The organism is Pseudomonas sp. S3_C06 (genome assembly GCF_054667675.1).
The window spans coordinates 138,370-163,677 of the sequence record NZ_CP162747.1 but is presented as its reverse complement, the minus strand read 5'-3'; the positions used below and the strand labels follow the sequence as shown (position 1 = coordinate 163,677).

The window sequence follows — 25,308 nt, the reverse complement described above, 5'->3', positions numbered from 1 at the left end:
TTCATGAGCCAATGGCCAGACACGCGCATTCTTGACCTGCTCGGCATTGAATTGCCGATCATTCAGGGCCCGATGGCCGGCGCGACGAATTCGTCCATGGTCATCGCCGTGTGCAATGCCGGTGGCCTGGGCTCGATGCCGGCCGCCATGCTGAGCATCGAGCAATTGCGCGAAGAGCTGAAAACCATTCGCCAACACACCGACAAGCCTTTCAACGTGAACTTCTTCTGCCATCAGCCACCGGCGGCCGATGAGCAACGCGCGCGTGAATGGAAGCATCTGCTCGAGCCGTACTACCGCGAACTGGGCGCCGATTTCGACGCACCGACGCCGGTGTCCAATCGGGCGCCGTTCGATGCGGCAGCCTGCGCAGTGCTGGAAGAATTTCGACCTGAGGTCGTGAGCTTTCACTTCGGTCTGCCAGAAAAATCCCTGCTTGATCGGGTCAAGGCGACCGGTGCAAAAATTCTGTCCTCGGCCACCACTGTCGATGAAGCGATCTGGCTGGAACAGCACGGCTGCGACGCGATTATCGCCATGGGCTACGAGGCTGGCGGTCATCGGGGCATGTTTCTCAGTGATGACCTGAGCAGTCAGGTCGGTACGTTTGCCCTGGTGCCTCAAGTGGTCGATGCGGTGAACCTACCGGTGATTGCCGCCGGCGCCATTGCCGATGCGCGAGGCGTGGCGGCGGCGTTCGTTTTGGGAGCGTCGGCGGCACAGGTCGGCACCGCCTATCTGTTCACACCGGAAGCAAAAGTCAGCGCCACTCACCACAAAGCACTGCGTACCGCCAAGGAAAGCGAAACCGCGATCACCAATCTCTTCACCGGACGTCCAGCGCGTGGCATTCTCAACCGCGTCATGCGTGAGCTGGGCCCGATGTCGCCGAAGGCGCCGGCATTTCCCTTGGCCGGCGGTGCATTGATGCCGTTGCGAGCGATCAACGAGGCCGAGTTTGCCAACCTCTGGGCCGGTCAGGCATTCACCCTGGGTCAGGACTTGAGCAGTGCAGAATTGACCCGGCAATTAGCCGAAGGCGCACTGGCAAAACTCACTCGCCAATGACGCCAGGCACAGTGAGGTGTCGAGCGCCCTCACTCTGGTTCTAACCAACACTTCCTGTTTGGCGGCATTTCGCTATATATTTCGCTATATAGCGAACACCCCTCGCATCGGCGCAGTCCATTTCCAACAATAGCTGCCCTCTGCACCTGCCAACCACGGAGCTGTTACATGACCATTCGTGCCTCGCGTTTTGCCCCTAGCTGTCTGGCCTCTTTGCTTGCGGTATTCGCCGTCGGCGCTGTACAGGCCGATGAAGTGCAGGTGGCGGTTGCGGCCAATTTCACCGCGCCGATCCAGGCCATCGCTGCCGATTTCGAAAAAGACACCGGGCATAAACTGGTTGCAGCTTACGGCGCCACTGGCCAGTTCTACACCCAGATCAAGAACGGCGCGCCGTTCGAAGTGTTTCTTTCCGCCGACGACACCACCCCGGAAAAACTCGAAAAAGAAGGCGACACCGTCAAGGGTTCGCGCTTCACCTATGCCATTGGCACTCTGGCGCTGTGGTCAGCGAAAGAAGGTTATGTCGATGCAAAGGGCGAGGTCTTGAAAAAGAACGAGTACCAGCACCTGTCCATCGCCAACCCGAAAGCCGCGCCCTACGGCCTGGCCGCCACGCAAGTGCTGGAAAAGCTCAAACTGACCGAGGCCACCAAAGCGAGGATCGTCGAAGGTCAGAACATCACTCAGGCTTACCAGTTCGTCTCGACCGGCAACGCTGAACTGGGTTTTGTCGCCCTGTCGCAGATCTACAAGGATGGCAAAGTCAGCAGCGGTTCGGCATGGATCGTCCCTGCTGATATGCACGACCCGATCAAACAGGACGCCGTCATTCTGAACAAAGGCAAAGACAATGCCGCCGCCAAGGCACTGGTTGAATACCTCAAAGGACCGAAAGCCGCTGCGGTGATCAAGTCCTACGGTTACCAACTCTAAATGTCGCTGACGAGTGCCGATTTCGCGGCGATCTGGCTGACCCTGAAACTGGCGTCCCTGACCACCGCAATCCTGCTGGTTGTCGGCACTCCGATTGCCCTGTGGCTGTCGCGCACCCGTTCGTGGCTGCGCGGCCCGATCGGGGCGATCGTCGCCCTGCCCCTTGTTTTGCCGCCAACGGTGATCGGTTTCTATCTGCTGCTGATGATGGGCCCGCACGGCTTTCTCGGCCAGTTCACCCAATGGCTGGGGCTGGGCACACTGACCTTTAGCTTCACCGGACTGGTGATCGGTTCGGTGATCTATTCCATGCCTTTCGTGGTGCAACCGTTGCAAAACGCCTTCTCGGCGATCGGCACCCGTCCACTGGAAGTGGCCGCGACCTTGCGCGCCAATCCGTGGGACACTTTTTTCAGCGTGATTCTGCCGCTGGCCCGCCCCGGTTTTATCACGGCGGCGATCCTCGGCTTCGCGCATACCGTCGGTGAGTTCGGCGTGGTGCTGATGATCGGCGGCAACATTCCCGACAAGACCCGCGTGGTTTCCGTGCAAATCTACGACCACGTCGAAGCGATGGAATACGCACAGGCGCACTGGCTGGCCGGGGCGATGCTGGTGTTCTCGTTTCTGGTGTTGCTGGCGCTGTACTCCAGCCGCAAGACCCGCGCAGGCTGGAGCTGATCGATGATCGATGTACGTTTGAACAGGGTCTATTCGGGTTTCAGCCTCGATGTCGACCTGAACCTGCCGGGTCGTGGCGTGACCGCGCTTTATGGGCACTCGGGCTCCGGCAAAACCACCTGCCTGCGCTGTATCGCCGGGCTTGAGCGCGCCGAAAAAGGATTCGTTCAGATCAATGACGAAGTCTGGCAGGACAGCGAAAATGGCATTTTCGTCCCACCCCATAAACGTGCGCTCGGCTACGTGTTTCAAGAGGCCAGCCTGTTCCCGCATCTGTCGGTGCTGGCCAATCTGCAATTCGGCCTCAAGCGCATCGCCAAGTCCCAGCGCCGGGTCGACATGGCGCAGGCCACCGAACTGTTGGGCATCGGTCATTTGCTCGAACGCCATCCGCAACATTTGTCGGGCGGCGAACGCCAGCGTGTCGGTATCGCCCGAGCGTTACTCACCAGCCCGAAACTGTTGCTGATGGATGAGCCACTGGCGGCGCTCGACAGTCAGCGCAAACGTGAAATCCTGCCGTACCTGCAACGCCTGCATGACGAACTGGACATTCCCGTGCTGTACGTCAGCCATGCGCAGGATGAAGTCGCACGGCTGGCCGACCATCTGGTGCTGCTCAGCGAAGGCAAAGCGCTGGCCAGCGGCCCGATTGGCGAAACCCTCGCACGTCTGGATCTGCCGATGGCGATGGGCGATGACGCCGGCGTGATCATTGAAGGTCAGGTCAGCGCTTACGACGCCGCATATCAATTGCTGAGCCTGCAGCTACCGGCCACCGAGATGAGCATTCGCGTCACCCACGCGCCGATGGCACTGGGCCAGGCCTTGCGCTGCAAAGTGCACGCCCGGGACATCAGCCTGACCCTGCAGAACAGCGAGGCCAGCAGCATTCTCAATCGACTGCCGGTGACGGTGGTCAGCGAGCAATCGGCCGACAACACCGCCCACGTGCTGATTCGTCTCGATGCTGGCGGCACCCCGCTGCTCGCGCGCATCACGCGCTATTCCAGAGATCAGTTGGGTGTGCACCCGGGCCAGCAATTGTGGGCGCAGATCAAAGCAGTTGCGGTCCTCGCTTAAATCATTCGGCACCACGGCAGCGGCATGCGGTCAATCCTTTTACAGACCGCCGCGCCACCGAAGGAAACCGCCATGCCCGACACCGCGCTGACCGTAGAACTGCCAGCCGATCTGCATTACGTCGATGACACCCAGCCCGGTATCACCCGCAAAAAACTGCGCGGCAAGTTCAGCTATTTCGAACCGTCGGGCGAGCGCATCAGCGACCCTGACGAAATCAAACGCATCAACGCGCTCGCCGTGCCGCCGGCCTATACCGATGTGTGGATCTGCGCCGATCCACGCGGCCACTTGCAAGCCACCGGCCGTGATGCCCGTGGCCGCAAGCAATATCGGTATCACGCGCGCTGGCGCGAAGTGCGCGATGCCGACAAGTATTCGCGGCTGCGCGAGTTCGGTCTGGCGCTGCCAAAGTTGCGCCAACAACTGGAGGCGTTGTTGGCCGCGCCCGGCTTCAGTCGCGACAAGGTCATGGCCACGGTGATCACCCTGCTCGACGCCACACTGATTCGCGTCGGCAATACACAATACGCCCGCGACAACCGCTCCTATGGCCTGACCACCCTGCGCAGTCGACATGTCGAGGTCAACGGCAGCGCAATCCTGTTCCAGTTTCGCGGCAAGAGCGGCATCGAACATCAGATCACCGTCAAGGACCGGCGCCTGGCGCGCATCATCAAGCGTTGTCTGGAAATTCCCGGGCAGAACCTGTTCCAGTATCTGGATGAAAACGGCGAGCGCCACACCGTCAGTTCCTCCGACGTCAACGCCTACCTGCAAACCCTCACCGGCGCCGATTTCACCGCCAAGGATTACCGCACCTGGGCCGGTAGTGCTTTAGCCCTGGCGGTGTTGCGTGAGTTGCAATGGGCATCCGAGACCGAAGCCAAACGGCATGTGGTGGAGATGGTCAAAGGCGTCGCCAAGCAACTCGGCAACACCCCGGCGGTTTGCCGAAAATGCTACATCCACCCTGCCGTGGTGGAAAAATTCATGCTCGGCGCGCTCGCTGAGCTGCCTCGTCCGCGTGTGCGCAAGGGCTTGCGGGCCGAGGAAGTCGCATTGGCAATGTTTCTCGAGCGAATGAGCGAAATGACCGACGCACCTTGATCCACTGCGCAGCGTCATCTAGGCTAGCGACCTTCCCCTCCTCCGGATGACCGCAGAAGTGAACAACTCAGCCTTCTAAAAATGCAATCGCGACACGCCGCTCTCGGCGCTTGTCAGTTTTCACGACATTTTTGGAGGTGCCGATGACTCACGTCTCGCGTACAGCCGCACTCGTTTCCCTGAATCAACTGGGTTTTCAGTTCACCAATGGCGTAACGCTGTTCGAAGCCCTGAACCTGAGTTTCGATGGTCAACCGACCGCTATCGTCGGGCGCAATGGCGTCGGTAAAAGTGTGCTCGCACGCTTGATTGCCGGGCAGTTGCAGCCTGATTTCGGCAGCGTGGCACGTTCAGCGTCCGCGCACTATGTCGCGCAAACCTTCGTCACCACACGTGGACAAACCGTAGCTGACGCGACAGGAACAGCCCCGGTGACCGGCGCACTGGAACGACTTAAACAGGGTCGTGCAACAGCCGAAGATTTCGACCTTATCGACGAACGCTGGGATCTGGCAGAACGCTTGCGTCAAATGCTTGATGAGGCTGGGCTGACCGATATCACCGCGACGGATCTGACCGAACATCTCAGCGGCGGCCAGCAAGCCAAGATTGCCTTGATCGGTGCGCTGCTGAGTCAGGCGCAATTGCTCGTCCTCGACGAACCCACCAATCACCTCGACACTGCCGGTCGACAGTGGCTGATGAGCTCGCTCGACCGCTGGCGTGGCGGACTGATCGTCGTCAGTCATGACCGGCAATTGCTGGAGCAGATGCAGCGAATCGTCGAACTGACGCCGCTGGGGGCTACAGTTTTCAGCGGCAGATTTTCGGAGTTCACCGAGCAACGCCGAATACATCAACAAGCAGCGCAGGCACAACTCGATCAGGCCCGCATCGAACGTCAGCGCGAACGTACGCGACTGCAACGCGAGCACGACACCATTCAGCGCCATGCAGCCGGCAGCCGTCGCAACGCACAAACCGCTAACGTCTCTGGCTTCGAACGGGCTGCGCTGAAAGCGGCCGCGCGAGACATCATGGGCTACGTAAAGGTCGGCCATCAGGCACGCAAATCCGATCTGGATGAGCGCGTGCGTAAGGCGTACGAAAACGTATTGCCGGACGACGGCGTGCTGATCAATCTGCCGGGCAGTGCGGTTCCCGACAATCGTCGAGTGTGCACACTGATCGACGCGTGTCTGCCATGGTTGCCGGCAGATGCGCCCTCCACCCGGCTTGACCTCACCATTCAGGGACCGCTGCGCATCGCAGTCAGCGGTCACAACGGTTGTGGCAAATCGACGCTGTTGAAATTGCTGGCGGGTGAATGGACGCCATCAAGTGGCGAGTGCATCACGCATGTGCCTTTTGCCTTCCTCGATCAACAGCTGAAACTGCTGGATGACCACATTTCCATTGTCGATCAATTACAGGCCCAGCAAACGCCCCTGAGCGAAGGCACGTTGCGCAGTTACCTCGCGCAATTACAACTGGACGCACAGCGCGCCACGCGGCCATGCGCCTCGCTCAGTGGTGGCGAACGCTTGAAAGCTGCCCTCGCCTTGGCGCTGTGGCGCCAGACACCCGCACAATTGCTGCTGCTGGATGAGCCCACCAACCATCTGGATCTGGCTTGCGTGGAAGCTTTCGAGAAAGCCTTGCAGACATTTCCCGGGGCGATTGTTGCGGTTTCCCACGATCAGGCGTTTCTGCGCGCGTTAAACCCGAGCCATCATTTGACTTGGCACCGCGAAGGCTGGCGCTGGCAACCGACGAGCTGAGCTGGGTATTTTTTGCACGATCGCCGAGGGCTTCTATAGTTGATCTGACACGAATCAGCTGCGGTGACGCCATGGAAGACATTTTCGTCGTGAAGCGTTGCAACAAGATCATCATTCACGGTCGACGCGCCGGTGACAGCCAGCATGATCCAGCCGAAGCGCAAAGCTGGTTTCGCATCTGCGACACGCGTACTAGCGGCTTCATCGGCGATGGCTACGACGCGGAAGAGGACGCACGACGTGAATGCAAACGCCTCAACGCAGCCAGTACCCTATCACCGGCCCGCCAGTCTTCAGTCTGATGCCGATCAGAAGCGGGTCTATACTGAAACCAGCTGAAGGAGCAGCACCCCACGGCAGAAGGCTCGCAACACGCGGGCTTTTTGCTGCAGCTCAGGTTTCATAGAACGGAGGTGTTCCATGTCCGAAAAAGAGTCCATCACCACCCTCCTCACCCTGCTCGACGCCCGGCAAGCGCGCCTCGCGGCCGCCTGCAAAGAGATTGCCGACTGGGTCGACCACCAAGGCGGACACCCGACCGCCCTGCGCATCCGTGACCGGCTCAACGATATCGAGAAGGATGCTCCGCTGATTCGCAATACGCTGTCGGCGCTAAAACCTGTCGATCGGCCATTGCCTCGGTTCAGATGACAGCGACTTCGCCAAGGTCTCAGGAATTTGCCTCACAAGCGGTGACACACAGGTCACCGCGTATTTGCCTGCCCGAAATGTTTATTCTCCCCCGCGATTGCGTTTTCACATAACGATCACATCTGCGCGTCTACAGTGAAATCACTCCTTTGCAAAACACCCTCACACCCGCCCGCATGCGGGTGTTTTTTTGCCTGCGCCCCAGCGCCGAACGGTGTGGTCCGTGAGTTGTCAAAATCAATACACGTCACACAGGAGACGGTTTATGGTTATCCATTTCAACGTCGACGGGCATCTGGCCTGTGGGCACAAAGGCAAACAGCTTTCGGCAAGCCGTGAACTCAATCGCGTCAAGTGCCGCAGCTGCCGCAATACCGATGCCTACAAGCAGGCACGAAAGGATCAGCGCAACGCGGCCCGCCGAATGTCTCGTCAAGGCAAAGCCACGCACAGTGCAACAGACTGGCGCGCAGAATGGATCGATCGCCTGACAGCAATGGCCGGACTTCAGCGCCTGCCTCGCGGCTTTAGTGGCCAGGCATTTGTTTAGCGCTTAGTAAAAAGCAGGCACAAAAAAGGCCTGCATGAGAAAACTCATGCAGGCCTTTTATATTTTCGCCCCCCAGCAAGGGTCGAACTGAACACTTGGCTCTCTCCTGATGGTCGGAGCGCTGGCCGGCAAATGGTGGAGAGCAGTCCCCTACGGCAGCCTGATCAGGAACGGGGAATCCTCCTCCACTCAAAACCAACTCAGCAGGCGAAGTATCCTTGCGAATGTTCGTTCACCGGTGAAACACGCCAACATCAAGCCGCCGCCCATGACAGTGAAAAGAACTCCACCCACGCCCTCGATTGCAATCAGAAATACTCCCAATGCGAGGATTGCGGCACCCAGTGAACAGAGTACCTTGCGACTCTGCTTCTGCTCGGGATAACGGCTGAACATTCATTGCCCCCCAGTAACTGACACTTGGGACAACTGTAGACCAGTCGCGACCGCTCAATATCGCGACCTGTCATTAGGTAAGGATGTCATGCAGACCAGGGAATGCGGACCAACATCAAAATAGCGGACCGGAAACAAACAAGGGTTTGCATCAGCTTTCGCCCGCAAACCCTTGATTCAAGATGGTGCCCGAAGCCGGAATCGAACCGGCACGCCCTTACGAGCGGGGGATTTTAAGTCCCATGCGTCTACCAGTTTCGCCATTCGGGCGGTAGCGCGGTGCTGCAGTCTTCCGCTGCAAAGCAGCAATCCTTGAAGGATCCAACCTTGAACAGCAGAGCGGGAAATATATACATCACTTCCCGGTGAAGCAAGTTCGCAATGGCCGTTTTTCAAGACTAAATCTTGCAGCGCAATGCAAATAAAAAAGCTCCGTAAATCATGGATCTACGGAGCTTGTTTATAGTGGAGGCCGAGGTCGGAATCGAACCGGCGTAGGTGGATTTGCAATCCACTGCATAACCATTTTGCTACTCGGCCTCAAAACATTTGTTATCAGTAGCACAACAACAAATGCGTTTTAAACTTGGAGCGGGAAACGAGACTCGAACTCGCGACCCCGACCTTGGCAAGGTCGTGCTCTACCAACTGAGCTATTCCCGCTTGGTGATGCGCATTCTATAGAATTAAGAAGCTCCGTCAACCCCTTGATTCAAAAAAGTTTTATTTCTTTTCAACATCCGTCTTCAGGTGCGGCCAGGCAGCACGAAGGTACTGCACCATCGACCACAACGTCAGGCCGGCGGAGACCATCAGCAAGGCATAACCCAAGATTACCCAGAAGCTGAAGTCCTTCGGGTTGGCCAGCAGAATCACCAGCGCGAGCATCTGCGCTGCGGTTTTCCATTTGCCGAGATTGGAAACGGCTACGTGGGCGCGGGCGCCGAGTTCGGCCATCCACTCACGCAAGGCCGACACTACAATCTCGCGACCGATGATGACAGCCGCTGGCAAGGTGAGCCAGAGATTGCCATGTTCCTGGACCAGAAGCACCAGCGCCACTGCGACCATGAGTTTGTCAGCGACCGGATCGAGAAACGCTCCGAACGGAGTGCTTTGCTCCAGACGGCGGGCCAGATAACCATCCAGCCAGTCAGTCGCTGCGGCAAAGGCAAACACCGAAGCGGACGCCATGTAACTCCACTGATAAGGCAGATAGAACAGCAAAATGAAGATCGGGATAAGCAGGACGCGTAGAACGGTAATCAGATTAGGGATATTCATCGGCACAACTGGCTACGAGGTGAAGGGGCATTCTACTCGCTATGCAGGTTCGCATAAATCGACTCTGCGAGCTTTTTACTGATCCCCGGGGCTTTGGCGATCTCTTCGATGCTTGCACGAGACAGCTCCTGCAATCCACCAAAATGTTTCAACAAGTCGCGACGTCGGGTCGGCCCAACACCCGCAACGCCTTCCAGTGTTGATGTACGGCGGGTTTTGCCACGGCGTGCGCGATGTCCTGTGATAGCGAAGCGGTGAGCCTCATCGCGAATCTGCTGAATAAGGTGCAGCGCCGGCGAGTCGCCACGCAATGTGAACTCATGCGCCGCATCATTTAGATACAACGTTTCGAAGCCGGCCTTGCGCGTGGCGCCCTTGGCAACGCCCAGCAGGATCAGGTCGGGCACAGCCAACTCGTTCAGAACATCCCGGGCCATCGACAGTTGGCCCTTGCCACCGTCCACCAGCAAGATGTCTGGCAACTTGCCCTCGCCTTCCTTGAGTTTGCTGAAGCGTCGCGTCAGGGCCTGATGCATGGCGGCATAATCGTCACCGGCCGTGACACCTTCGATGTTGTAACGGCGGTAGTCCGACTTGATCGCACCTTCAGGGCCAAACACCACGCAGGACGCAACCGTCGCTTCACCGCTGGAATGACTGATGTCGTAGCATTCCAGACGTTGCGGCGGTTCATCCAGGTTCAATACTTCGGCCAGCGCCTCAAACCGCGCTGCGGTGTGTTGACGGTTGGCCAGACGTGCGCCCAATGCCTGCTCGGCGTTGGTTACAGCCAGTTGCTGCCAGCGCGCACGCGTGCCGCGCACCCGATGACTGATCGCCAACTCGCGGCCCCGCAACTCATGGATCGCTTCGATCAGCGTCGGGAAATCCTCGTGCACCACATTGACGATCAGTTCGCTGGGCAAATCGCGCTCAGGGCTGCTGATGAAATACTGGCCAAGAAACGCGGCCATGACTTCCGATACGTCCTCTTCGATCCCGACTTGCGGGAAGAAATTCTTGCTGCCCAACACGCGTCCGCCACGCACACTGATCAAATGCACGCAGGCGCCGCCCGGGTTGACGAATGCCGCGATGACATCGATATCCCCCGTGCCGCCTTCCATGCTTTGCTGATCCTGGACTCGACGTAGCAGTGCGATCTGATCCCGCAACTCGGCGGCTCGTTCGAACTCCAGATTGATCGCCGCCTCTTCCATCGCCGTCGACAGCTCATTGGTCAACGCGTGACTGCGACCTTCAAGAAACATGACCGAGTGGCGCACGTCTTCGCCATAAACCTCAGGCTCGACCAAGCCAACACAAGGTGCTTTGCAACGCTTGATCTGATACTGCAGGCATGGCCGGGTACGGTTTTTGTAGTAGCTGTCTTCACACTGGCGAACGAAGAAAGTCTTTTGCAGCAGACTCAGGCTCTCGCGGATGGCGCCAGCGCTTGGATAGGGACCGAAATATTTGCCTTTGGCTTTTTTCGCTCCGCGATGAATGCTCAGACGCGGGAACTGGCCATCGGACAGAAACACATAGGGGTAGGATTTGTCGTCGCGCAACAGGATGTTGTACGGCGGCCGCCATTCCTTGATCAGGGTTTGCTCAAGCAGCAGCGCTTCGGTTTCGTTGGCGGTGATGGTCGTTTCGACCTGCGCAATGCGCCCGACCAAGGCAGCAGTTTTAGGCGCCAGACCGGTTTTGCGAAAGTAGCTGGCCAAACGCTTTTTGAGGTTCTTGGCCTTGCCCACGTACAACAGGCGCGCATCGCTGTCGAACATGCGATAGACGCCAGGGCGCCCGCTGACTGTCGACAGAAACGCGCCGGAATCGAATGTTTCAGTCATGGTCAGAGGCTGGCATCAACCATGCCGTGACGAACCGCCAACAGTGTCAACTCGACGTCGCTGCTGATCGAAAGCTTCTCGAAAATACGGTAGCGATAGGTGTTCACGGTTTTCGGCGACAGACACAACTTGTCGGAAATGATCTGTACCTTCTGACAGCCGACAATCATCAAGGCGATTTGAATTTCCCGCTCGGACAACGCATCGAAGGGAGAATCGTTGGACGGCTGGAAGGACTTGATAGCCAATTGCTGGGCGATCTGCGGACTGATATAGCGTTGACCGGCAAACACCAGGCGAATGGCCTGGACCATTTCCGGCAATCCGGCACCCTTGGTCAGATAACCCGCAGCCCCTGCCTGTAGCAAGCGTGTCGGGAAAGGATCCTCTTCACACACCGTAACCGCGACAACCTTGATATCCGGATGGCTGCGCAACAGTTTGCGCGTGGCTTCCAGGCCGCCGATGCCAGGCATCTTGACGTCCATCAGCACCACATCGGGCTTCAACTCTCGGGCCTTGATCAGGGACTCTTCCCCGGATTCGGCCTGGCCAACCACCTGCAAGCCATCGATATCGGCCAGCATACGTGTAATGCCTGTACGAACGAGATCATGGTCATCGACCACTAGCACCCTAATCAAGCAGACACCTCGCGATATGGTCATATTGGAATGCCGGACACCTTAGCAAAAAGTGCCACGCAGACCTAGCAGAATGCGTCATTTAAAAAGTTTCAATTCATCATTGAGGGCTTGCCGGCCGTGGCTTTCAGAGCACACGTGTACTGATATCAAGCTGCATTCGCAGAAAACACTCGTCCGCACCCTGAACCTGTAGTCCTTTTCTTTCATACAAGTTTCTTGCCGGATTGTTTTCGAATACGGTCAGTCGCAAAGCCGGGCGCCTTTCTTTGCGGGCCATGTCGATAACCTGATCAATCGCCCAGGAACCCGCACCTCGCCCCTGAAACGCTTCAGCAATCTGCAATTCACGAATGTACAGTGCGCGCATATCCCGGCTGAGACTGAGAAAGCCCACCGTCAGCCCGCCCTGCACTACCAGCCAGTTCTGCCGCCCTGACCATGCCACGTCAAACGCTTCGTCCTGCCATAACAGGTCATGGCGAATGTAATAGCGCAACATGTTCTGACAGGTGAGATCGCGGGCAAACGCCAGATCCTCTGGCACTGCCTCTCGAAGCTGAAATGTCATGGCGTGCCAACCACAGGGACAACCCGTCCCTGCCACACACCATCGTTACACTGAGCCACGACCAAAAGGTCGCCCGCCCCCGCAGCTGCGACGATCAGTGAACCGTCTTCAGACCAGATGCCACTGCGCCCAGCGGATTGCCAACCACCCGTCAGCCCTCCGTGATTGGCCATCAACACAACCATTGCGTGTTGCCGGGCGTAGCCCTGAAGTATTGCTGTGTCGGCCGCGTAACCTTTTTCGCTGATCAACACGCCGGCCGCGTACAAGCCTGCGCCCTGGTCTGCGGCCGTCGCGGCATGGCTGGCATGTGAGAAATCGGCGCACACTGCCAGCGCGACCACTTCGCCGCCGATGTTCAATGTCGGACCGCCGAGACCGGGTGCAAAAACCAATTCCTCGCCCGCGTGCAAATGCTGCTTGCTGTAAACACCGAGCGAACCATCAGCCCCCAGGACCAGAGCACCAATGCGCACCGAATCACTGTCCTCCAGCCGAACTGGCATGCCGACGACGGCAGTCACCCCAAGCTTTCGGGCCAGATCCCTAAGCGGTTGCAGCACGGCATCTTGCGGTTCGATCGCCAACGCTGCGGCCGTTTCTCCTTCGTAGCCAGTCAGCGACAGCTCGGGAAAAACCAGCAACTCGACACCCTGCTCTGCTGCTGCCTCAAGGAAGCGACGATGTCGGGCAATATTCCCGGAGAGGTCACCGGCAATGGAAATGCTCTGGGCTGCGGCAATGGTCAATGTCGACACGGTTCATCCTTGGCAATCAAGCGAAGCGCAGAGTGTCACAACTCTTGCGTGAATCGAGCAATAGGCGTTTTGTTGATTATGCGATAGCAATTTCTGATTGCTGAGGCATATCGGCCTCTAGTAAGCTCGGCCCATTCATCGGAGACAGACCATGTTCAACGCCCTTTCACAGCTTCGTACCGCCAGCGCCTTGCGCTCGGTTGCGGCTGCCCGGGTAAATGACGTTTGCGCTCCGGTCAGCTTTTATTTTGGGTATTGGTTTAGCCACTGGCGCGCCTGATACCCAAACGGCGCCCATGAAAACGGGTCGCCTACCAGAGAATTCTCAACCCCCGGTCGGCCTCCCGACCGGGGGTTTTGTTTTTTCAACCCCAGACTTTTTCCGCAACACACCAGACATTTTGAGGATTCACGACATGAACTACGCCACTTATTACCGTTACGACAGCTCCAGCGCCTGGCGATTTACCAGCTTCCGCTCGGGACAGCCTGCCGCCTCCGATCGGTCACCTACAGGTGGCAAGCACATACAAGTAGCCAATACGGCCAACTGTCGAACACCCCAGTAGGGCCGAGCGAGCGGGAAGAACCCGCCGCCAGCCCAGGAAGACCAAATATGAACTCGTCCGTTTCTGCTCTGCCGCTGTCCACTTTGAACTCTGCCAACGAAGCATTGACCCTGCGTCTGCCCAGCTCGTTGCAACTCAAACAGCAATTGCCTCTGAGCAATGCCCTGAACCTGCAAGTCGCCGCCCATCGTCAGGCGATTCGCGCCATTCTCAATGGCCAGGACCCGCGACTGCTGGTCATCGTTGGCCCTTGTTCTATCCACGATCCACAATCTGCACTTGAGTACGCCGGCAAGCTCGCTCGACTGGCTGAAGACGTCAGCGGCGAAATGCTGTTGGTGATGCGCGCCTACGTCGAGAAACCGCGTACCACGGTCGGCTGGAAAGGCCTGGCCTACGACCCGCATCTTGATGGCAGTGACGACATGGCTGGCGGCCTGACGCTGTCGCGCGAGCTGATGCTGGAAATGATCCGCCTCGGCTTGCCGGTGGCCACCGAGTTACTGCAACCCATGGCAGCCGGATACTTCGATGACCTGTTGAGCTGGGTCGCAATTGGCGCCCGCACCACTGAATCGCAGATCCACCGGGAGATGGCCAGTGGACTGAGCATGCCGGTCGGTTTCAAGAATGGCACCGACGGCGGCGCCGCCATTGCCGTTGACGCCATGCGTTCGGCCGCCCATCCGCATCGGCATTTCGGCGTCGACAGCCAAGGGCATCCGGCCGTCATCCAAACGCCAGGCAACCCCGACACCCATCTGGTGCTACGCGGGGGCCATAAAGGGCCGAACCATGATCGCGACAGCGTGGCAAAAATCCATGCCGACCTGAACCGACTGAAAATTCCGAGCCGGATCATGGTCGATTGCAGCCACGCCAACAGCGGCAAGGACCCATTGCGTCAGCCTGCCGTATTCAACGAAGTGCTTGAGCAACGCTTGCAAGGTGATCGTGCTCTGATCGGCATGATGATTGAGTCTCACCTGTTCGAAGGTTGCCAACCGCTGAGCGAATCCCTGCGTTACGGGGTTTCGATTACTGATGGCTGCCTCGGTTTCAGCGCAACGGAACACTTGCTCCTTGACGCCGCGCAGCGTCTTGCTGCACACGCCAAAGGCTGATTGCCAGGCCCGCCTTCCGAATTGATTGCAATCCGGAAGGCGGGCGACGCTGCCGCTAAACCTCCACTCGCACCAGCGTCACCGCTGACTCCTGACTGACATCGTCCAGACGCTCAACGGTGTAAGACACACGCACAGTCGTGCCATGGTGCTCACGCCAGAATCGGTGCGGCACGATAAAGATCAGTGGTTTTCCCGCCGACTCACGAGTGATTTCGCGGTCATCCCGGTGATTGAAAAGATCCCCGTCGCACTTGAGGTAAACCAACTCGCCTTCCTGCGTCTGAGCATTACCCATCACGATGGTGACGCCATCGATCGAATCCTCTTTCAACAGCACGCCATCTTCAGCCTCAAGCACATCAGGAGCGTCCAGTTCACCACGCAGAAACGGGGTGACCAGAATCCTTGCAGCTTCGGATTCGCGAACCGTTCCATCGACCTGTTCGACGCGATAGCGCACCATCACCTCGCCACCAAGATGCTCAGCGATATGCGCCCCGTCCACCCAAAATGACAACACCTCCGCGACTGCAAAGGCTTCGACCTTCAAGCAATCGCTGAACGTTGCCGGCAATGCATCTGCGCCCCACTGCAACGTAATCCGATCCCCCGCCGCCATTCGAGCATAAGGCTGGAGCACGACAAGCGTGCCTTCGGGCACTCGCGCCGGATCCAGCGTCCCGCCGATCAGCCCCTCGACAATCGGTGCGAGCAACTGCGACCGTGCATCTCCGACAGACAATTGCACAGGCGAAGACAGCGCAGGCTCGGCTCCAGCACTGCGCAACTTCCAGTGGATCTGCAGCGAACCGCCATCCAGCGCCGCGATATGCAGGCCTTTGATGACGAAAATCACATCCCTGCCGACCTGGGCTGCGCTGACATGGCGGACCATCTCATGCTGATAAGCAAAGCCCTCTATATCGAGGCCCTCCCAACTCAACAGCAACTGATCGCCGCAAGCCATGCCTGGATAAGGAGCGATTCGGACAACGACCTTGCCCAGCGAAGGATCCAGCACCGTTCCCTCCAGAGAATCGATGGTGACCGCTGGCAGCAACTCGCTCGCCACACAAGGACTGACGTGGTGGCGCATCCGGTAGCAAAACTCGACTTCGTGCGTGTTCATTAGTGCCTCCATTCCTTGGAAAAAACGCCGCTTCGTGGGCGGCGTCGACAACCAACATTGAACGCTACCCCTCACATTTCCGATGTCAGCCGGCTCCGCCGCAGGCACTCGGCAAAGGCATCGAACTCGGTAGGCAAACTGCACAAAAACGCGATCAACCCAGCGATAGATGGCTGCAAGTTCGGATTCGGATTTCATAAGTATCTGAAAATTCGTACAACTCCTAGTCCAGATTCATCGGCCAAGAGAAGTCTCTTCCTACTTCTTCAACGAGATGAGTGTTTTAGAGTGGCCTCCGGATTCCCCGATGAACTTCTGTGAAAAAGGTAAGAACATGCAACGGAATGCTTCAACTCGCTATCCCATCCTGTTGGTACACGGCCTGTTCGGATTCGAGCGCATCGGTCATTTCGAGCTGTTCCATGATGTAAAGGACGCCTTGAAAACAGCCGGCAGCCGAGTGTTTGTTCCACACCTTTCTGCCACCCACAAAAACGAAACAAGGGGTGAGCAACTGCTTGCACAGATTGATCGTGTCCTGCGTGGCACAGGTGCCGACAAAGTCAATCTCATCGGACACAGTCAGGGAGCATTGGCGGCTCGATACGCTGCTGCGCTTGCACCACACGCCGTAGCCTCGGTGACTTCCGTCAGCGGGCCGAACCACGGTTCGGAACTGGCTGATTTTCTGCGCAAGGCATTGGTACCCGGGCGCCTGCCGGAGGCTGTCGCACAGAACGTCGCGACGCTGTTTGCCAACTTCCTTTCGTTGCTCAGCGGCAGCATGACGTTGCCGCAGAACGCGCTGGCGGCGCTCAATGCGCTGACGACCGAAGGAGTGGGCGATTTCAACGACAAATTTCCGCAGGGCCTGCCCAAGACCTGGGGCGGACACGGCCCGGAGCAGGTCAACGATGTGCGTTATTACTCGTGGAGCGGCGTCCTGCCGGCAAACAGCCCGTCGACACTCGATCCCGCCCAGCACATTTGCCATGCACTGTCGCAATATTTCATGACCGAGACGCAGCAGAACGATGGCTTCGTCGGCCGTTTCAGCTCTCACTTGGGACAGGTGATCCGCTCCGACTATCCGCTTGACCATCTGGGCAGCCTGCGCCGCACAGCCAGTCCCGTCACGGCTGTGCCCGATCCGATTGGACTGTACGTTGAACATGCCGAACGTCTGTGCGCCGCGAATCTCTGATCAAAGCCACGGACAATCGAACGGAACTTTGCCGAGAATTCGCCCACTGAATCCGGTAGGCTCCACACTTTACTGAAATAGATTGGAGAGTTTCCCCATGGCTAAAGCCACTGCCCGCCACATCCTGGTTTCCAGCGAAGACAAGTGCAACGAACTCAAGGCCCAGATCGAAGGCGGCGCTGATTTCGCCGAAGTCGCCAAAGCCAACTCCACCTGCCCGTCCAGCCGTCAGGGCGGCGACCTGGGCTCGTTCGGTCCTGGCCAGATGGTCAAGGAATTCGACACCGTGGTCTTCAGCGCGCCAATCAACGTTGTGCAAGGTCCGGTGAAGACTCAGTTCGGTTATCACCTGCTGGAAGTCACCAGCCGTCAGGACTGATCCGTCGCCTGATTGTTTACCAACGGCCCGCCTTCTGGTGGGCCGTTGCGTTTCAGTTACACATACGGCTGGCGGCTCACGCGCCTCTCGCGTACAACTTGCGCTTATCGATTTCCCGGTTCCAAGGCTGACAATGCGACTGGTTTTCCCCACATTGATGCTCACCGCCCTCACCCTGCTGACGGGTGCCGCTGGCGTGAGCGCTGCACCGCAACACGCGCTGACCGTTTACGGCGAACCTGCCAAGTACCCTGCCGGTTTCAGCCACTTCGACTACACCAACCTGCAAGCCCCCAAGGGCGGAACGATGCGCCGCTCGGCCATCGAGATTGGCCACTTCGACCATGTCCTTCCTTATATAGACAAAGGCATCGGCGTTACTCAGATCGATGGCTTGCTTTATTCGCCACTGGCCCAGCGCTCGCTGGACGAGCCTTACACCGTCTATGGCCTGGTTGCGCAGAAGATGGAGCGCTCGGACGATGGTCTGTCGCTGCGGTTCTTCATCAATCCCAAGGCACGCTTTGCCGATGGCAAGCCGATTACCGCCGAAGACGTACGCTACACCTACGATTTATTGATGACTCAGGGCAGCCTGCGTTATCGCACCCAGTTTGCTGACGTCAAAGGCGTCGAAGTGGAAGGCCCGTTGACCGTGCGGTTCGACTTCAAAAGCAATGAAAACCGCACCCTGCCCCTGGACGTCGCGACCCTTCCGGTATTTCCCGAGCATTGGTGGAAGAGCCGCGATTTCGCCGGGGGTGGTGGCTATGAACCGCCACTGGGCAGCGGCCCCTATCGAGTCGGCAAAGTCGATTCGGGGCGCAGCATCACCTTTGAGCGCAACGCCGACTGGTGGGGCAAAGACTTGCCGGTCAGTCGCGGCCTCTACAATTTCGATCATTTCAGCATCGAGTACTTCGGTGATACCGACGTCGCTCGGCAAGTGCTGCGCGGTGGTGCCTATGACTACAACCGCGAGTTCTCGGCCACCGGCTACTCGATCGGCTACGACAGTCCCGCACTGAGCGACGGGCGCCTGCAAAAAGCTCATCTGGCCACCGAGGCGCCGCAATCGGCCCAGGGGTTTGTGTTCAACCTGCAAAAACCTGTATTCGCCGATCGCCGTGTGCGCCAGGCCCTGGCCATGCTTTGGGACTTCGAGTGGAGCAACCGGCAGATGATGCGCGGCATGTATATCCGTCAGCAGAGCTACTTTTCCAACACGCAACTGGCGGCCAGCGAATTGCCCGATGCACAGGAACTGAAAATCCTCGAACCGCTGCGCGGCCAGGTTCCCGACGAAGTCTTCAGCAAAGTCTTTGAAGCGCCGAAGACCGACGGCAGCGGCCTGATCCGCGACAAACAATTGCAAGCACTCGAATTGCTCGAACAGGCTGGCTGGAAACCGCATGGCGATCAACTGGTGAATGCCCAGGGCGAGCCGCTGACCTTTACCTTTCTGGTCAGCCAGAACGGCATGGATCGCTTGCTGCTGCCGTACAAGCGCACGCTGAAACAGATCGGTATCGACCTGAACATTCGCCGCATCGACTCCTCGCAATACGTCAATCGCCTGATGAGCCGCGACTACGACATGATCGTCACGGGCTACCCGGTCAGCACTTCGCCGGGAGGCGAGTTGCTCAATTACTTTGCTTCCGCGTCGGCCAACGACCCGGGCGCGAACAACTACATGGTGTTGAAAAACCCGGCGGTGGATACGCTGATCAACGGCCTGATTCGCGCCTCAACCCAGTCCGACATGCTGCATTACGCCCATGCTCTGGATCGGGTGCTGCAATGGAATTACTACTGGATTCCCAACTACTATCCACCCGGCACCTCGACCGTCTGGTGGAACCGTTTCGGCATACCGTCGGTGCAAGCCAGCAATGACGAAGCCATCGAGAGCTGGTGGGAAATAAGCAGCACACCATTGACCAATCAGCAGATGACCGCCGAAAAAATTGCCCGTGGCAGACCCGGAGGGCCGCACTGATGTGGGGTTACATACTGCGGCGCCTGCTGCTGATCATCCCGACGCTGGTGATCATTCTGCTGGTCAATTTCGTGATCATTCAGGCCGCGCCCGGCGGCCCGGTAGAACAGGCCATCGCCCACCTGCAAGGGATCGGCGGCGCGAGTGTCGGTGGCGGCGCCAGCGAAACCATGAGCGGCACTTCGCGTGCCAGTCGCGGCCTCGATCCGCAACTGATCAAGGACATCGAAAAACAGTACGGCTTCGACAAACCGGCCCACGAACGCTTGTGGCTGATGTTGAAGAACTACGCGCAACTGGATTTCGGCAAGAGCTTTTTCCGTGGCGCGACGGTCACCGATCTGATCCTGGAAAAAATGCCGGTGACCATTTCCCTCGGGTTGTGGGCGACGCTGATCACCTATCTGGTGTCGATCCCGCTGGGGATCCGCAAGGCTGTGCACCATGGCAGTCATTTCGATATCTGGAGCAGCACGGCGATCATCATCGGTTACGCGATGCCAGCGTTTCTGTTTGCGATGTTCCTGATCGTGGTGTTTGCCGGCGGCACGTCGCTGAACTGGTTTCCGGTGCGTGGCCTGGTGTCGGACAACTTCGAATCGCTGTCGACTCTCGGCAAAATCGCCGACTATTTCTGGCACCTGGTGCTACCGGTCACGGCGCTGGTGATTGGTGGTTTCGCCACACTGACGATCCTGACGAAAAACTCGTTTCTCAATGAAATTACTCGCCAGTACGTGGTAACCGCCCGCGCCAAAGGCCTGAGCGAACGTCGCGTGCTGTACGGCCATGTGTTCCGCAATGCGATGCTGCTGGTGGTGTCCGGTATCCCGCAGGCGTTTATCAGTGTGTTCTTCGCCGGTTCGTTGCTGATCGAAGTGATCTTCTCCCTCGACGGTCTCGGGCGCATGAGCTACGAAGCTGCGGTTTCGCGGGACTACCCGGTGGTGTTCGGTTCGCTGTTCATCTTCACCCTCTTCGGCCTGCTGATAAAACTGGTCGGCGACCTGTGTTACACGCTGGTCGATCCGCGTATCGACTTCGCCGCGAGGAACGCCTGATGCTCAAGCTCTCGCCTCTGGGCCGTCGGCGCTTCGAGCGCTTCAAGAAAAACCGTCGTGGCTGGTGGTCGCTGTGGCTGTTCATCGGCCTGTTTGTGCTGACACTGGGGGGCGAGTTGATCGCCAATGACAAGCCTCTGGTCGTCAACTATCAAGGCCAATGGTACTTCCCGGTGTTCAAGCGCTACACCGAGCAGGAGTTCGGCGGACAACTGCCGTTCCAGGCTGATTATCGCAGCGATTACGTGCAGAACCTGATTCGCAAGGACGGTGGCTGGCTGCTGTTCCCGCCGATCCCGTTCAGTGACGACACGCCGAACTACGACCTCACCAAACCGGCGCCGAGCCCGCCGACGTCAGTCAACTGGCTGGGCACTGACGACCAGTCGCGGGATGTGCTGGCACGGGTCATATTCGGCGCGCGGGTGTCGATTCTGTTTGCCTTGATGCTGACCTTTGTCAGCGCCCTGATAGGCATCGCCGCCGGGGCATTGCAGGGCTACTACGGTGGCTGGGTCGATCTGCTCGGGCAACGCGTGCTGGAAGTCTGGTCGGGGCTGCCGGTGTTGTATCTGCTGATCATCCTCTCCGGTTTTGTCGAACCGAATTTCTGGTGGCTGCTGGGGATCATGGCGCTGTTTTCATGGCTGGCACTGGTGGATGTGGTGCGCGCCGAGTTCCTGCGCGGACGCAACCTGGAGTACGTCAAAGCCGCCCGTGCGCTGGGCCTGAGCGACCGCAAGGTGATTTTCCGGCATATTCTGCCCAACGCCATGAACGCGACACTGAGCTACTTGCCGTTCATTCTGACCGGGGCGATTTCCACCCTCACCGCGCTGGATTTTCTCGGTTTCGGCATGCCTGCCGGCAGCGCTTCGCTGGGTGAGTTGATCGGTCAGGGCAAACAGAACCTGCAAGCACCGTGGCTTGGGTTGACGGCGTTTTTCACCCTGGCGCTGATCCTTTCCTTATTGGTGTTTATCGGCGAAGCGTTGCGAGACGCGTTCGACCCTCGATCCTGAAGCGTGGCCATGACTGACAACCTGATTGAAATCCGTAACCTCAACGTTGCCTTCCATGGCCAGAACGTGGTGCGCGACCTGTGTCTGGACATTCGCCCCGGCGAATGTCTGGCGTTGGTGGGCGAATCGGGCTCGGGCAAATCGGTAACCGCTCATTCGATTCTGCAATTGCTGCCGGAAAGCGAAGCGCAAACCACTGGCAGCATTCGCTATCGCGGACAGGAGCTGATCGGTGCGGATCCCAAGGTCTTGCGCGAATTGCGCGGCAACCGCATCGCCATGATCTTTCAGGAGCCGATGACCTCGCTCAATCCGCTGCACACCATCGAAAAACAGATTGGCGAAACCCTGCTGTTGCATCGTGGCCTCGGCGGCAAAGCGGCGCAGGCACGCATCCTCGAACTGCTCGGTCTGGTGGGCATCCAGAAACCCAAGGAACGCCTCAAGGCTTACCCGCATCAACTCTCTGGCGGGCAACGGCAACGGGTGATGATCGCCATGGCCCTGGCCTGCGAACCCGAGCTGTTGATCGCCGACGAACCGACCACGGCGCTCGATGTGACCGTGCAGCGCAAGATCCTGCTGCTGCTCAAATCCCTGCAACAACGCCTGGGCATGTCGCTGCTACTGATCAGCCATGATCTCAATCTGGTGCGCAGCATTGCTCAGCGCGTGTGCGTGATGAAGGCCGGGGAAATCGTCGAACAGGCGCCCTGCGAAACCCTGTTTACCGAGCCGAAACATCCTTACAGCTGCGTGCTGCTCAACGCCGAACCCGAAGGCGAAGCCCTGCCCCGGGATGAACGCGAAAACGTGCTGGAGGTCAATGATCTGAAGGTTGAGTTTGTCGTCGGCGGCAGCCTGTTCCAGCGCAAGCAATACCTGCGGGCGGTGGATGGCATCAGCCTGAGCATCCAGCGTGGCAAGACGTTGGGCATCGTCGGCGAGTCCGGTTCCGGCAAGTCGACGCTGGGTCAGGCGATCCTGCGCCTGCTCGACTCCGAAGGCAGTATCCGCTTTCAGGGCGAGGCGCTCGACGGTCTCAATCAGAAACAGATGCGTCCGTGGCGCCGACAGATGCAGGTGGTGTTTCAAGATCCGTTCGGCAGCCTCAGCCCGCGCATGTCAGTGGCGCAGATCATCAGCGAAGGCCTGGAAGTGCACTGCGAGTCGACTGCCGATGAGTGCGATGAACAAGTGATCCGCGTGCTTAAAGAGGTCGGCCTCGACCCGGATAGTCGCCATCGCTACCCCCACGAGTTCTCCGGTGGTCAGCGCCAGCGCATTGCCATCGCGCGGGCGCTGGTGTTGAAACCGGCGCTGATCCTGCTTGATGAGCCGACGTCGGCACTCGATCGCACGGTGCAGAAACAAGTGGTTGCCCTGCTCCGCCAGCTTCAGGAAAAACACGGTTTGACCTATCTGTTCATCAGCCATGATCTGGCGGTGGTGCGCGCGCTGGCTCACGACATGATCGTGATCAAGGACGGCAAAGTGGTCGAGCGTGGCGCCAGTCATGAGGTGTTCGATGCACCGCAGCACCCGTACACCAAAGAGCTGTTGGCGGCGGCGCATCCGGGGTAGGCGTCATATGTGTTCGGCTTGAAACCGGGTCGAGGCTTTCGCGAGCAGGCTCGCTCCCACAAGGTTCACGCCGGACACAAAATTTGGGAACGACCCAATCTACTGTGGGAGCGAGCCTGCTCGCGAAGGGGCCGGCACAGGCCATACACAATCAGGATCAGCCGCCATGAACACCACCGAAAGCCTCAAGGACTACCAACGGGTTCGCAGCCTGGCGATCCGCTCGCTGTTCGAGATCATCGAGCAATCCAGCGAGGGCACGGTGATTGTCGATCGTGATGCGAACATCGTCTGGATGAACGAACGCTACGCCCGGCGTTTCGGTCTCGAATCGGCTACAGGCGCGATCGGCAAACCCTGTGAAAGCGTGATCCCCGGCAGCTTGTTGCGGGAAGTCGTGCGCACCGGTCGCCCTATTCTTCTGGATATGCAGGACACGCCGAAAGAGCCTTTGGTGGTGATGCGTCTGCCGATTCACGATGACGCCGGCACGGTAATCGGCGCGATCGGTTTTGCCCTGTTCGACGAATTGCGCACGTTGTCACCGATGCTCAAACGCTACTTGAGCATGCAGGAAGAATTGGCCTCGACCCGTTCTCTGCTGCGCGCCCGGCAAACCAAATACAACTTCGCCCACTTCATCGGCACCAGCGCCGTCAGCCTTGAAGTCAAACGCCGTGCCCGACGCAGTGCCAGCGCCGAATCGCCGGTGTTGCTGCTCGGCGAGACCGGCACCGGCAAAGAGTTGCTGGCCCAGGCCATTCACAGCGCCTCGCCACGGGCGCACAAAGCGTTCGTCAGCATCAACAGCGCGGCGATTCCCGAGGCACTGCTGGAGGCGGAATTTTTCGGCACGGCACCCGGTGCGTTCACCGGCGCCGACCGCAAGGGCCGCACCGGCAAGCTGCAGATCGCCCAGGGCGGCACGCTGTTTCTCGACGAGATCGGTGACATGCCGCTGCCCTTGCAGAGCAAGCTGCTGCGTGTGCTGCAGGAAAAGGAATTCGAACCGGTCGGTTCCAACGAGGTGATTCAGAGCGACGTTCGCGTGATCGCCGCGACTTCGACCGATCTGCAAGCGGCGATCAAACGCGGTGAATTCCGTGCCGATTTGTACTACCGCCTCAATGTGTTGCCGATCCAGGTGCCGCCATTGCGTGAGCGTCTTGATGATCTGCCGGCGCTCAGCGAAGCGATTCTTGAAGAGCTGCGCAGCCAGCATGAACTGCACCGGGATGCGCTGGCGTTGCTCGGACAGCACGCGTGGCCGGGGAACATTCGCGAACTGCGTAATGTGCTGGAACGGGCGGCGTTGCTCAGTGATGACTTGATGCTGACCGAGCAGGATATTCGTGCGGCGATTGGTACATTGACGCCGGTTGAACGTGCGCTGGCGCCGATGGCTGAAGCGTTGACGACCGAGACTTACGCGCAGGCGCGGGAGCGATTTGATCGGCAATTGATTCAGGCAGCTCTTGCGCAATGTCAGGGGAAAGTGCCGGAAGCTGCGGCTCGACTGGGGCTGGGACGTTCGACGCTGTACAAGAAAATGGTGGCGTTGGGGATTGCCTGAGTCTCTAAATAGAGACAATGATCTCTTTCTGTAGATGGATTGTTTGAAGATCAAACGATCGCAGCCTTCGGCAGCTCCTACAGGGGAAATTCGCGCTCGCACTGTAGGAACTGCCGAAGGCTGCGATCTTTTCGGTTTAACGTAGTCTCTAAAACGAGACAAAACCGTTGAAAACCTTTATCTACAACCAGTAAATTCCATATATTTCAACAACTTAAATATCTGGCACAGATCTCGCTAACGCCTCTCCCACACCCGTTCCACCCACAAAAATAACAATTCTGGAGAG

At 58.5% G+C, this 25,308-nt stretch carries 24 protein-coding genes and 3 tRNA genes; 17 read left to right on the top strand and 10 right to left on the bottom strand.

Annotated elements, in window-relative coordinates; all coding sequences use genetic code 11:
• Positions 1-3: 3 nt before the first annotated feature.
• The 9 genes from AB4N44_RS00645 (at position 4) to AB4N44_RS00605 (ending at position 7,860) form a co-directional block, all read left to right on the top strand.
• Positions 4-1,068: an NAD(P)H-dependent flavin oxidoreductase gene (locus tag AB4N44_RS00645; RefSeq protein WP_150752063.1), complete on the top strand. Its 1,065-nt coding sequence runs from the start codon at positions 4-6 to the stop codon at positions 1,066-1,068.
• Between the two features lie 168 nt (positions 1,069-1,236).
• Positions 1,237-2,004: a molybdate ABC transporter substrate-binding protein gene (gene modA, locus AB4N44_RS00640; protein WP_150752062.1), complete on the top strand. Its 768-nt coding sequence runs from the start codon at positions 1,237-1,239 to the stop codon at positions 2,002-2,004.
• On the top strand, positions 2,005-2,685 hold the full coding sequence (gene modB, locus AB4N44_RS00635; RefSeq protein WP_103307181.1) for a molybdate ABC transporter permease subunit: 681 nt from the start codon (positions 2,005-2,007) through the stop codon (positions 2,683-2,685).
• A 3-nt stretch (positions 2,686-2,688) separates the two neighbouring features.
• A complete protein-coding gene (gene modC / locus AB4N44_RS00630) occupies positions 2,689-3,768 on the top strand; it encodes a molybdenum ABC transporter ATP-binding protein (RefSeq protein ID WP_460110722.1) in 1,080 nt (359 codons plus the stop codon).
• Between the two features lie 72 nt (positions 3,769-3,840).
• Positions 3,841-4,878 (top strand): DNA topoisomerase IB, encoded by a 1,038-nt coding sequence (locus AB4N44_RS00625; protein WP_160042516.1) that lies wholly within the window; start codon positions 3,841-3,843, stop codon positions 4,876-4,878.
• Positions 4,879-5,021: 143 nt separating this feature from the next.
• Positions 5,022-6,659 (top strand): ATP-binding cassette domain-containing protein, encoded by a 1,638-nt coding sequence (locus tag AB4N44_RS00620; protein ID WP_460110723.1) that lies wholly within the window; start codon positions 5,022-5,024, stop codon positions 6,657-6,659.
• Between the two features lie 71 nt (positions 6,660-6,730).
• A complete protein-coding gene (locus AB4N44_RS00615) occupies positions 6,731-6,961 on the top strand; it encodes a hypothetical protein (protein ID WP_127927163.1) in 231 nt (76 codons plus the stop codon).
• Positions 6,962-7,079: 118 nt separating this feature from the next.
• Positions 7,080-7,310: a hypothetical protein gene (locus AB4N44_RS00610; protein WP_008082703.1), complete on the top strand. Its 231-nt coding sequence runs from the start codon at positions 7,080-7,082 to the stop codon at positions 7,308-7,310.
• Between the two features lie 265 nt (positions 7,311-7,575).
• Entirely contained in the window at positions 7,576-7,860 is a 285-nt protein-coding gene (locus tag AB4N44_RS00605) for a hypothetical protein (RefSeq protein WP_127927161.1), read from the top strand.
• Between the two features lie 189 nt (positions 7,861-8,049).
• Here the strand turns inward: AB4N44_RS00605 and AB4N44_RS00600 are convergent, their stop codons facing one another.
• From AB4N44_RS00600 to AB4N44_RS00560, 9 genes are all read right to left on the bottom strand, one after another.
• Positions 8,050-8,256, bottom strand: a complete 207-nt coding sequence (locus tag AB4N44_RS00600) for a hypothetical protein (protein WP_127927159.1) — start codon at positions 8,254-8,256, stop codon at positions 8,050-8,052.
• A gap of 183 nt (positions 8,257-8,439) precedes the next feature.
• Positions 8,440-8,526: transfer RNA gene (locus tag AB4N44_RS00595), tRNA-Leu, on the bottom strand.
• A 196-nt stretch (positions 8,527-8,722) separates the two neighbouring features.
• A tRNA-Cys gene (locus AB4N44_RS00590) sits at positions 8,723-8,796 on the bottom strand.
• Positions 8,797-8,843: 47 nt separating this feature from the next.
• A tRNA-Gly gene (locus tag AB4N44_RS00585) sits at positions 8,844-8,919 on the bottom strand.
• 60 nt (positions 8,920-8,979) lie between these two features.
• The gene (pgsA, locus tag AB4N44_RS00580; RefSeq protein ID WP_007950102.1) at positions 8,980-9,540 is read right to left on the bottom strand and encodes a CDP-diacylglycerol--glycerol-3-phosphate 3-phosphatidyltransferase; all 561 of its coding nucleotides are present in this window, start codon (positions 9,538-9,540) and stop codon (positions 8,980-8,982) included.
• Between the two features lie 32 nt (positions 9,541-9,572).
• Positions 9,573-11,396, bottom strand: a complete 1,824-nt coding sequence (gene uvrC, locus AB4N44_RS00575) for an excinuclease ABC subunit UvrC (RefSeq protein ID WP_150752058.1) — start codon at positions 11,394-11,396, stop codon at positions 9,573-9,575.
• A 2-nt stretch (positions 11,397-11,398) separates the two neighbouring features.
• Positions 11,399-12,040 carry a response regulator transcription factor GacA gene (gacA, locus tag AB4N44_RS00570; protein WP_016984198.1) on the bottom strand — a complete coding sequence of 214 codons (642 nt, stop codon included), beginning with the start codon at positions 12,038-12,040 and terminating at the stop codon, positions 11,399-11,401.
• A gap of 127 nt (positions 12,041-12,167) precedes the next feature.
• Positions 12,168-12,611 (bottom strand): GNAT family N-acetyltransferase, encoded by a 444-nt coding sequence (locus tag AB4N44_RS00565; protein WP_127927155.1) that lies wholly within the window; start codon positions 12,609-12,611, stop codon positions 12,168-12,170.
• Positions 12,608-13,369, bottom strand: a complete 762-nt coding sequence (locus AB4N44_RS00560; RefSeq protein ID WP_460110724.1) for a carbon-nitrogen hydrolase family protein — start codon at positions 13,367-13,369, stop codon at positions 12,608-12,610. Before AB4N44_RS00560 ends, AB4N44_RS00565 begins: the two co-directional genes overlap by 4 nt.
• 616 nt (positions 13,370-13,985) lie before the next feature.
• On the opposite strand from AB4N44_RS00560, the gene AB4N44_RS00555 reads away from it, so the two are divergent.
• Positions 13,986-15,062 carry a 3-deoxy-7-phosphoheptulonate synthase gene (locus AB4N44_RS00555; RefSeq protein ID WP_127927151.1) on the top strand — a complete coding sequence of 359 codons (1,077 nt, stop codon included), beginning with the start codon at positions 13,986-13,988 and terminating at the stop codon, positions 15,060-15,062.
• Positions 15,063-15,117: 55 nt separating this feature from the next.
• On the opposite strand, the gene AB4N44_RS00550 is transcribed toward AB4N44_RS00555, so the two are convergent.
• A complete protein-coding gene (locus AB4N44_RS00550; RefSeq protein WP_460110725.1) occupies positions 15,118-16,194 on the bottom strand; it encodes a hypothetical protein in 1,077 nt (358 codons plus the stop codon).
• Between the two features lie 334 nt (positions 16,195-16,528).
• On the opposite strand from AB4N44_RS00550, the gene AB4N44_RS00545 reads away from it, so the two are divergent.
• From AB4N44_RS00545 to AB4N44_RS00515, 7 genes are all read left to right on the top strand, one after another.
• Complete coding sequence (locus AB4N44_RS00545; RefSeq protein WP_150752102.1) at positions 16,529-17,398, top strand: lipase family alpha/beta hydrolase; 870 nt, start codon at positions 16,529-16,531, stop codon at positions 17,396-17,398.
• A gap of 97 nt (positions 17,399-17,495) precedes the next feature.
• Positions 17,496-17,777, top strand: coding sequence for a peptidylprolyl isomerase (locus tag AB4N44_RS00540; RefSeq protein ID WP_007912303.1), 282 nt, complete (start codon positions 17,496-17,498; stop codon positions 17,775-17,777).
• Positions 17,778-17,910: 133 nt separating this feature from the next.
• Complete coding sequence (locus AB4N44_RS00535) at positions 17,911-19,779, top strand: extracellular solute-binding protein (protein WP_460110726.1); 1,869 nt, start codon at positions 17,911-17,913, stop codon at positions 19,777-19,779.
• A complete protein-coding gene (locus AB4N44_RS00530; RefSeq protein ID WP_034154280.1) occupies positions 19,779-20,840 on the top strand; it encodes a microcin C ABC transporter permease YejB in 1,062 nt (353 codons plus the stop codon). Before AB4N44_RS00535 ends, AB4N44_RS00530 begins: the two co-directional genes overlap by 1 nt.
• Entirely contained in the window at positions 20,840-21,862 is a 1,023-nt protein-coding gene (locus AB4N44_RS00525; RefSeq protein WP_150752055.1) for an ABC transporter permease, read from the top strand. The genes AB4N44_RS00530 and AB4N44_RS00525 overlap by 1 nt, the downstream gene beginning before the upstream one ends.
• A 9-nt stretch (positions 21,863-21,871) precedes the next feature.
• Entirely contained in the window at positions 21,872-23,446 is a 1,575-nt protein-coding gene (locus AB4N44_RS00520) for an ABC transporter ATP-binding protein (protein WP_150752054.1), read from the top strand.
• 166 nt (positions 23,447-23,612) lie between these two features.
• Complete coding sequence (locus tag AB4N44_RS00515) at positions 23,613-25,019, top strand: sigma-54 interaction domain-containing protein (RefSeq protein WP_460110727.1); 1,407 nt, start codon at positions 23,613-23,615, stop codon at positions 25,017-25,019.
• The last annotated feature ends 289 nt before the right edge of the window (positions 25,020-25,308 follow it).

Bases quoted from the DNA above. Each gene is read 5' to 3' on its own strand.
- AB4N44_RS00645 (WP_150752063.1), top strand. From the start codon at position 4: ATGAGCCAATGGCCAGACACGCGCATTCTTGACCTGCTCGGCATTGAA.
- modA (WP_150752062.1), top strand. From the start codon at position 1,237: ATGACCATTCGTGCCTCGCGTTTTGCCCCTAGCTGTCTGGCCTCTTTG.
- modB (WP_103307181.1), top strand. From the start codon at position 2,005: ATGTCGCTGACGAGTGCCGATTTCGCGGCGATCTGGCTGACCCTGAAA.
- modC (WP_460110722.1), top strand. From the start codon at position 2,689: ATGATCGATGTACGTTTGAACAGGGTCTATTCGGGTTTCAGCCTCGAT.
- AB4N44_RS00625 (WP_160042516.1), top strand. From the start codon at position 3,841: ATGCCCGACACCGCGCTGACCGTAGAACTGCCAGCCGATCTGCATTAC.
- AB4N44_RS00620 (WP_460110723.1), top strand. From the start codon at position 5,022: ATGACTCACGTCTCGCGTACAGCCGCACTCGTTTCCCTGAATCAACTG.
- AB4N44_RS00615 (WP_127927163.1), top strand. From the start codon at position 6,731: ATGGAAGACATTTTCGTCGTGAAGCGTTGCAACAAGATCATCATTCAC.
- AB4N44_RS00610 (WP_008082703.1), top strand. From the start codon at position 7,080: ATGTCCGAAAAAGAGTCCATCACCACCCTCCTCACCCTGCTCGACGCC.
- AB4N44_RS00605 (WP_127927161.1), top strand. From the start codon at position 7,576: ATGGTTATCCATTTCAACGTCGACGGGCATCTGGCCTGTGGGCACAAA.
- AB4N44_RS00600 (WP_127927159.1), bottom strand. From the start codon at position 8,256: ATGTTCAGCCGTTATCCCGAGCAGAAGCAGAGTCGCAAGGTACTCTGT.
- pgsA (WP_007950102.1), bottom strand. From the start codon at position 9,540: ATGAATATCCCTAATCTGATTACCGTTCTACGCGTCCTGCTTATCCCG.
- uvrC (WP_150752058.1), bottom strand. From the start codon at position 11,396: ATGACTGAAACATTCGATTCCGGCGCGTTTCTGTCGACAGTCAGCGGG.
- AB4N44_RS00565 (WP_127927155.1), bottom strand. From the start codon at position 12,611: ATGACATTTCAGCTTCGAGAGGCAGTGCCAGAGGATCTGGCGTTTGCC.
- AB4N44_RS00555 (WP_127927151.1), top strand. From the start codon at position 13,986: ATGAACTCGTCCGTTTCTGCTCTGCCGCTGTCCACTTTGAACTCTGCC.
- AB4N44_RS00550 (WP_460110725.1), bottom strand. From the start codon at position 16,194: ATGAACACGCACGAAGTCGAGTTTTGCTACCGGATGCGCCACCACGTC.
- AB4N44_RS00545 (WP_150752102.1), top strand. From the start codon at position 16,529: ATGCAACGGAATGCTTCAACTCGCTATCCCATCCTGTTGGTACACGGC.
- AB4N44_RS00540 (WP_007912303.1), top strand. From the start codon at position 17,496: ATGGCTAAAGCCACTGCCCGCCACATCCTGGTTTCCAGCGAAGACAAG.
- AB4N44_RS00535 (WP_460110726.1), top strand. From the start codon at position 17,911: ATGCGACTGGTTTTCCCCACATTGATGCTCACCGCCCTCACCCTGCTG.
- AB4N44_RS00530 (WP_034154280.1), top strand. From the start codon at position 19,779: ATGTGGGGTTACATACTGCGGCGCCTGCTGCTGATCATCCCGACGCTG.
- AB4N44_RS00525 (WP_150752055.1), top strand. From the start codon at position 20,840: ATGCTCAAGCTCTCGCCTCTGGGCCGTCGGCGCTTCGAGCGCTTCAAG.
- AB4N44_RS00520 (WP_150752054.1), top strand. From the start codon at position 21,872: ATGACTGACAACCTGATTGAAATCCGTAACCTCAACGTTGCCTTCCAT.
- AB4N44_RS00515 (WP_460110727.1), top strand. From the start codon at position 23,613: ATGAACACCACCGAAAGCCTCAAGGACTACCAACGGGTTCGCAGCCTG.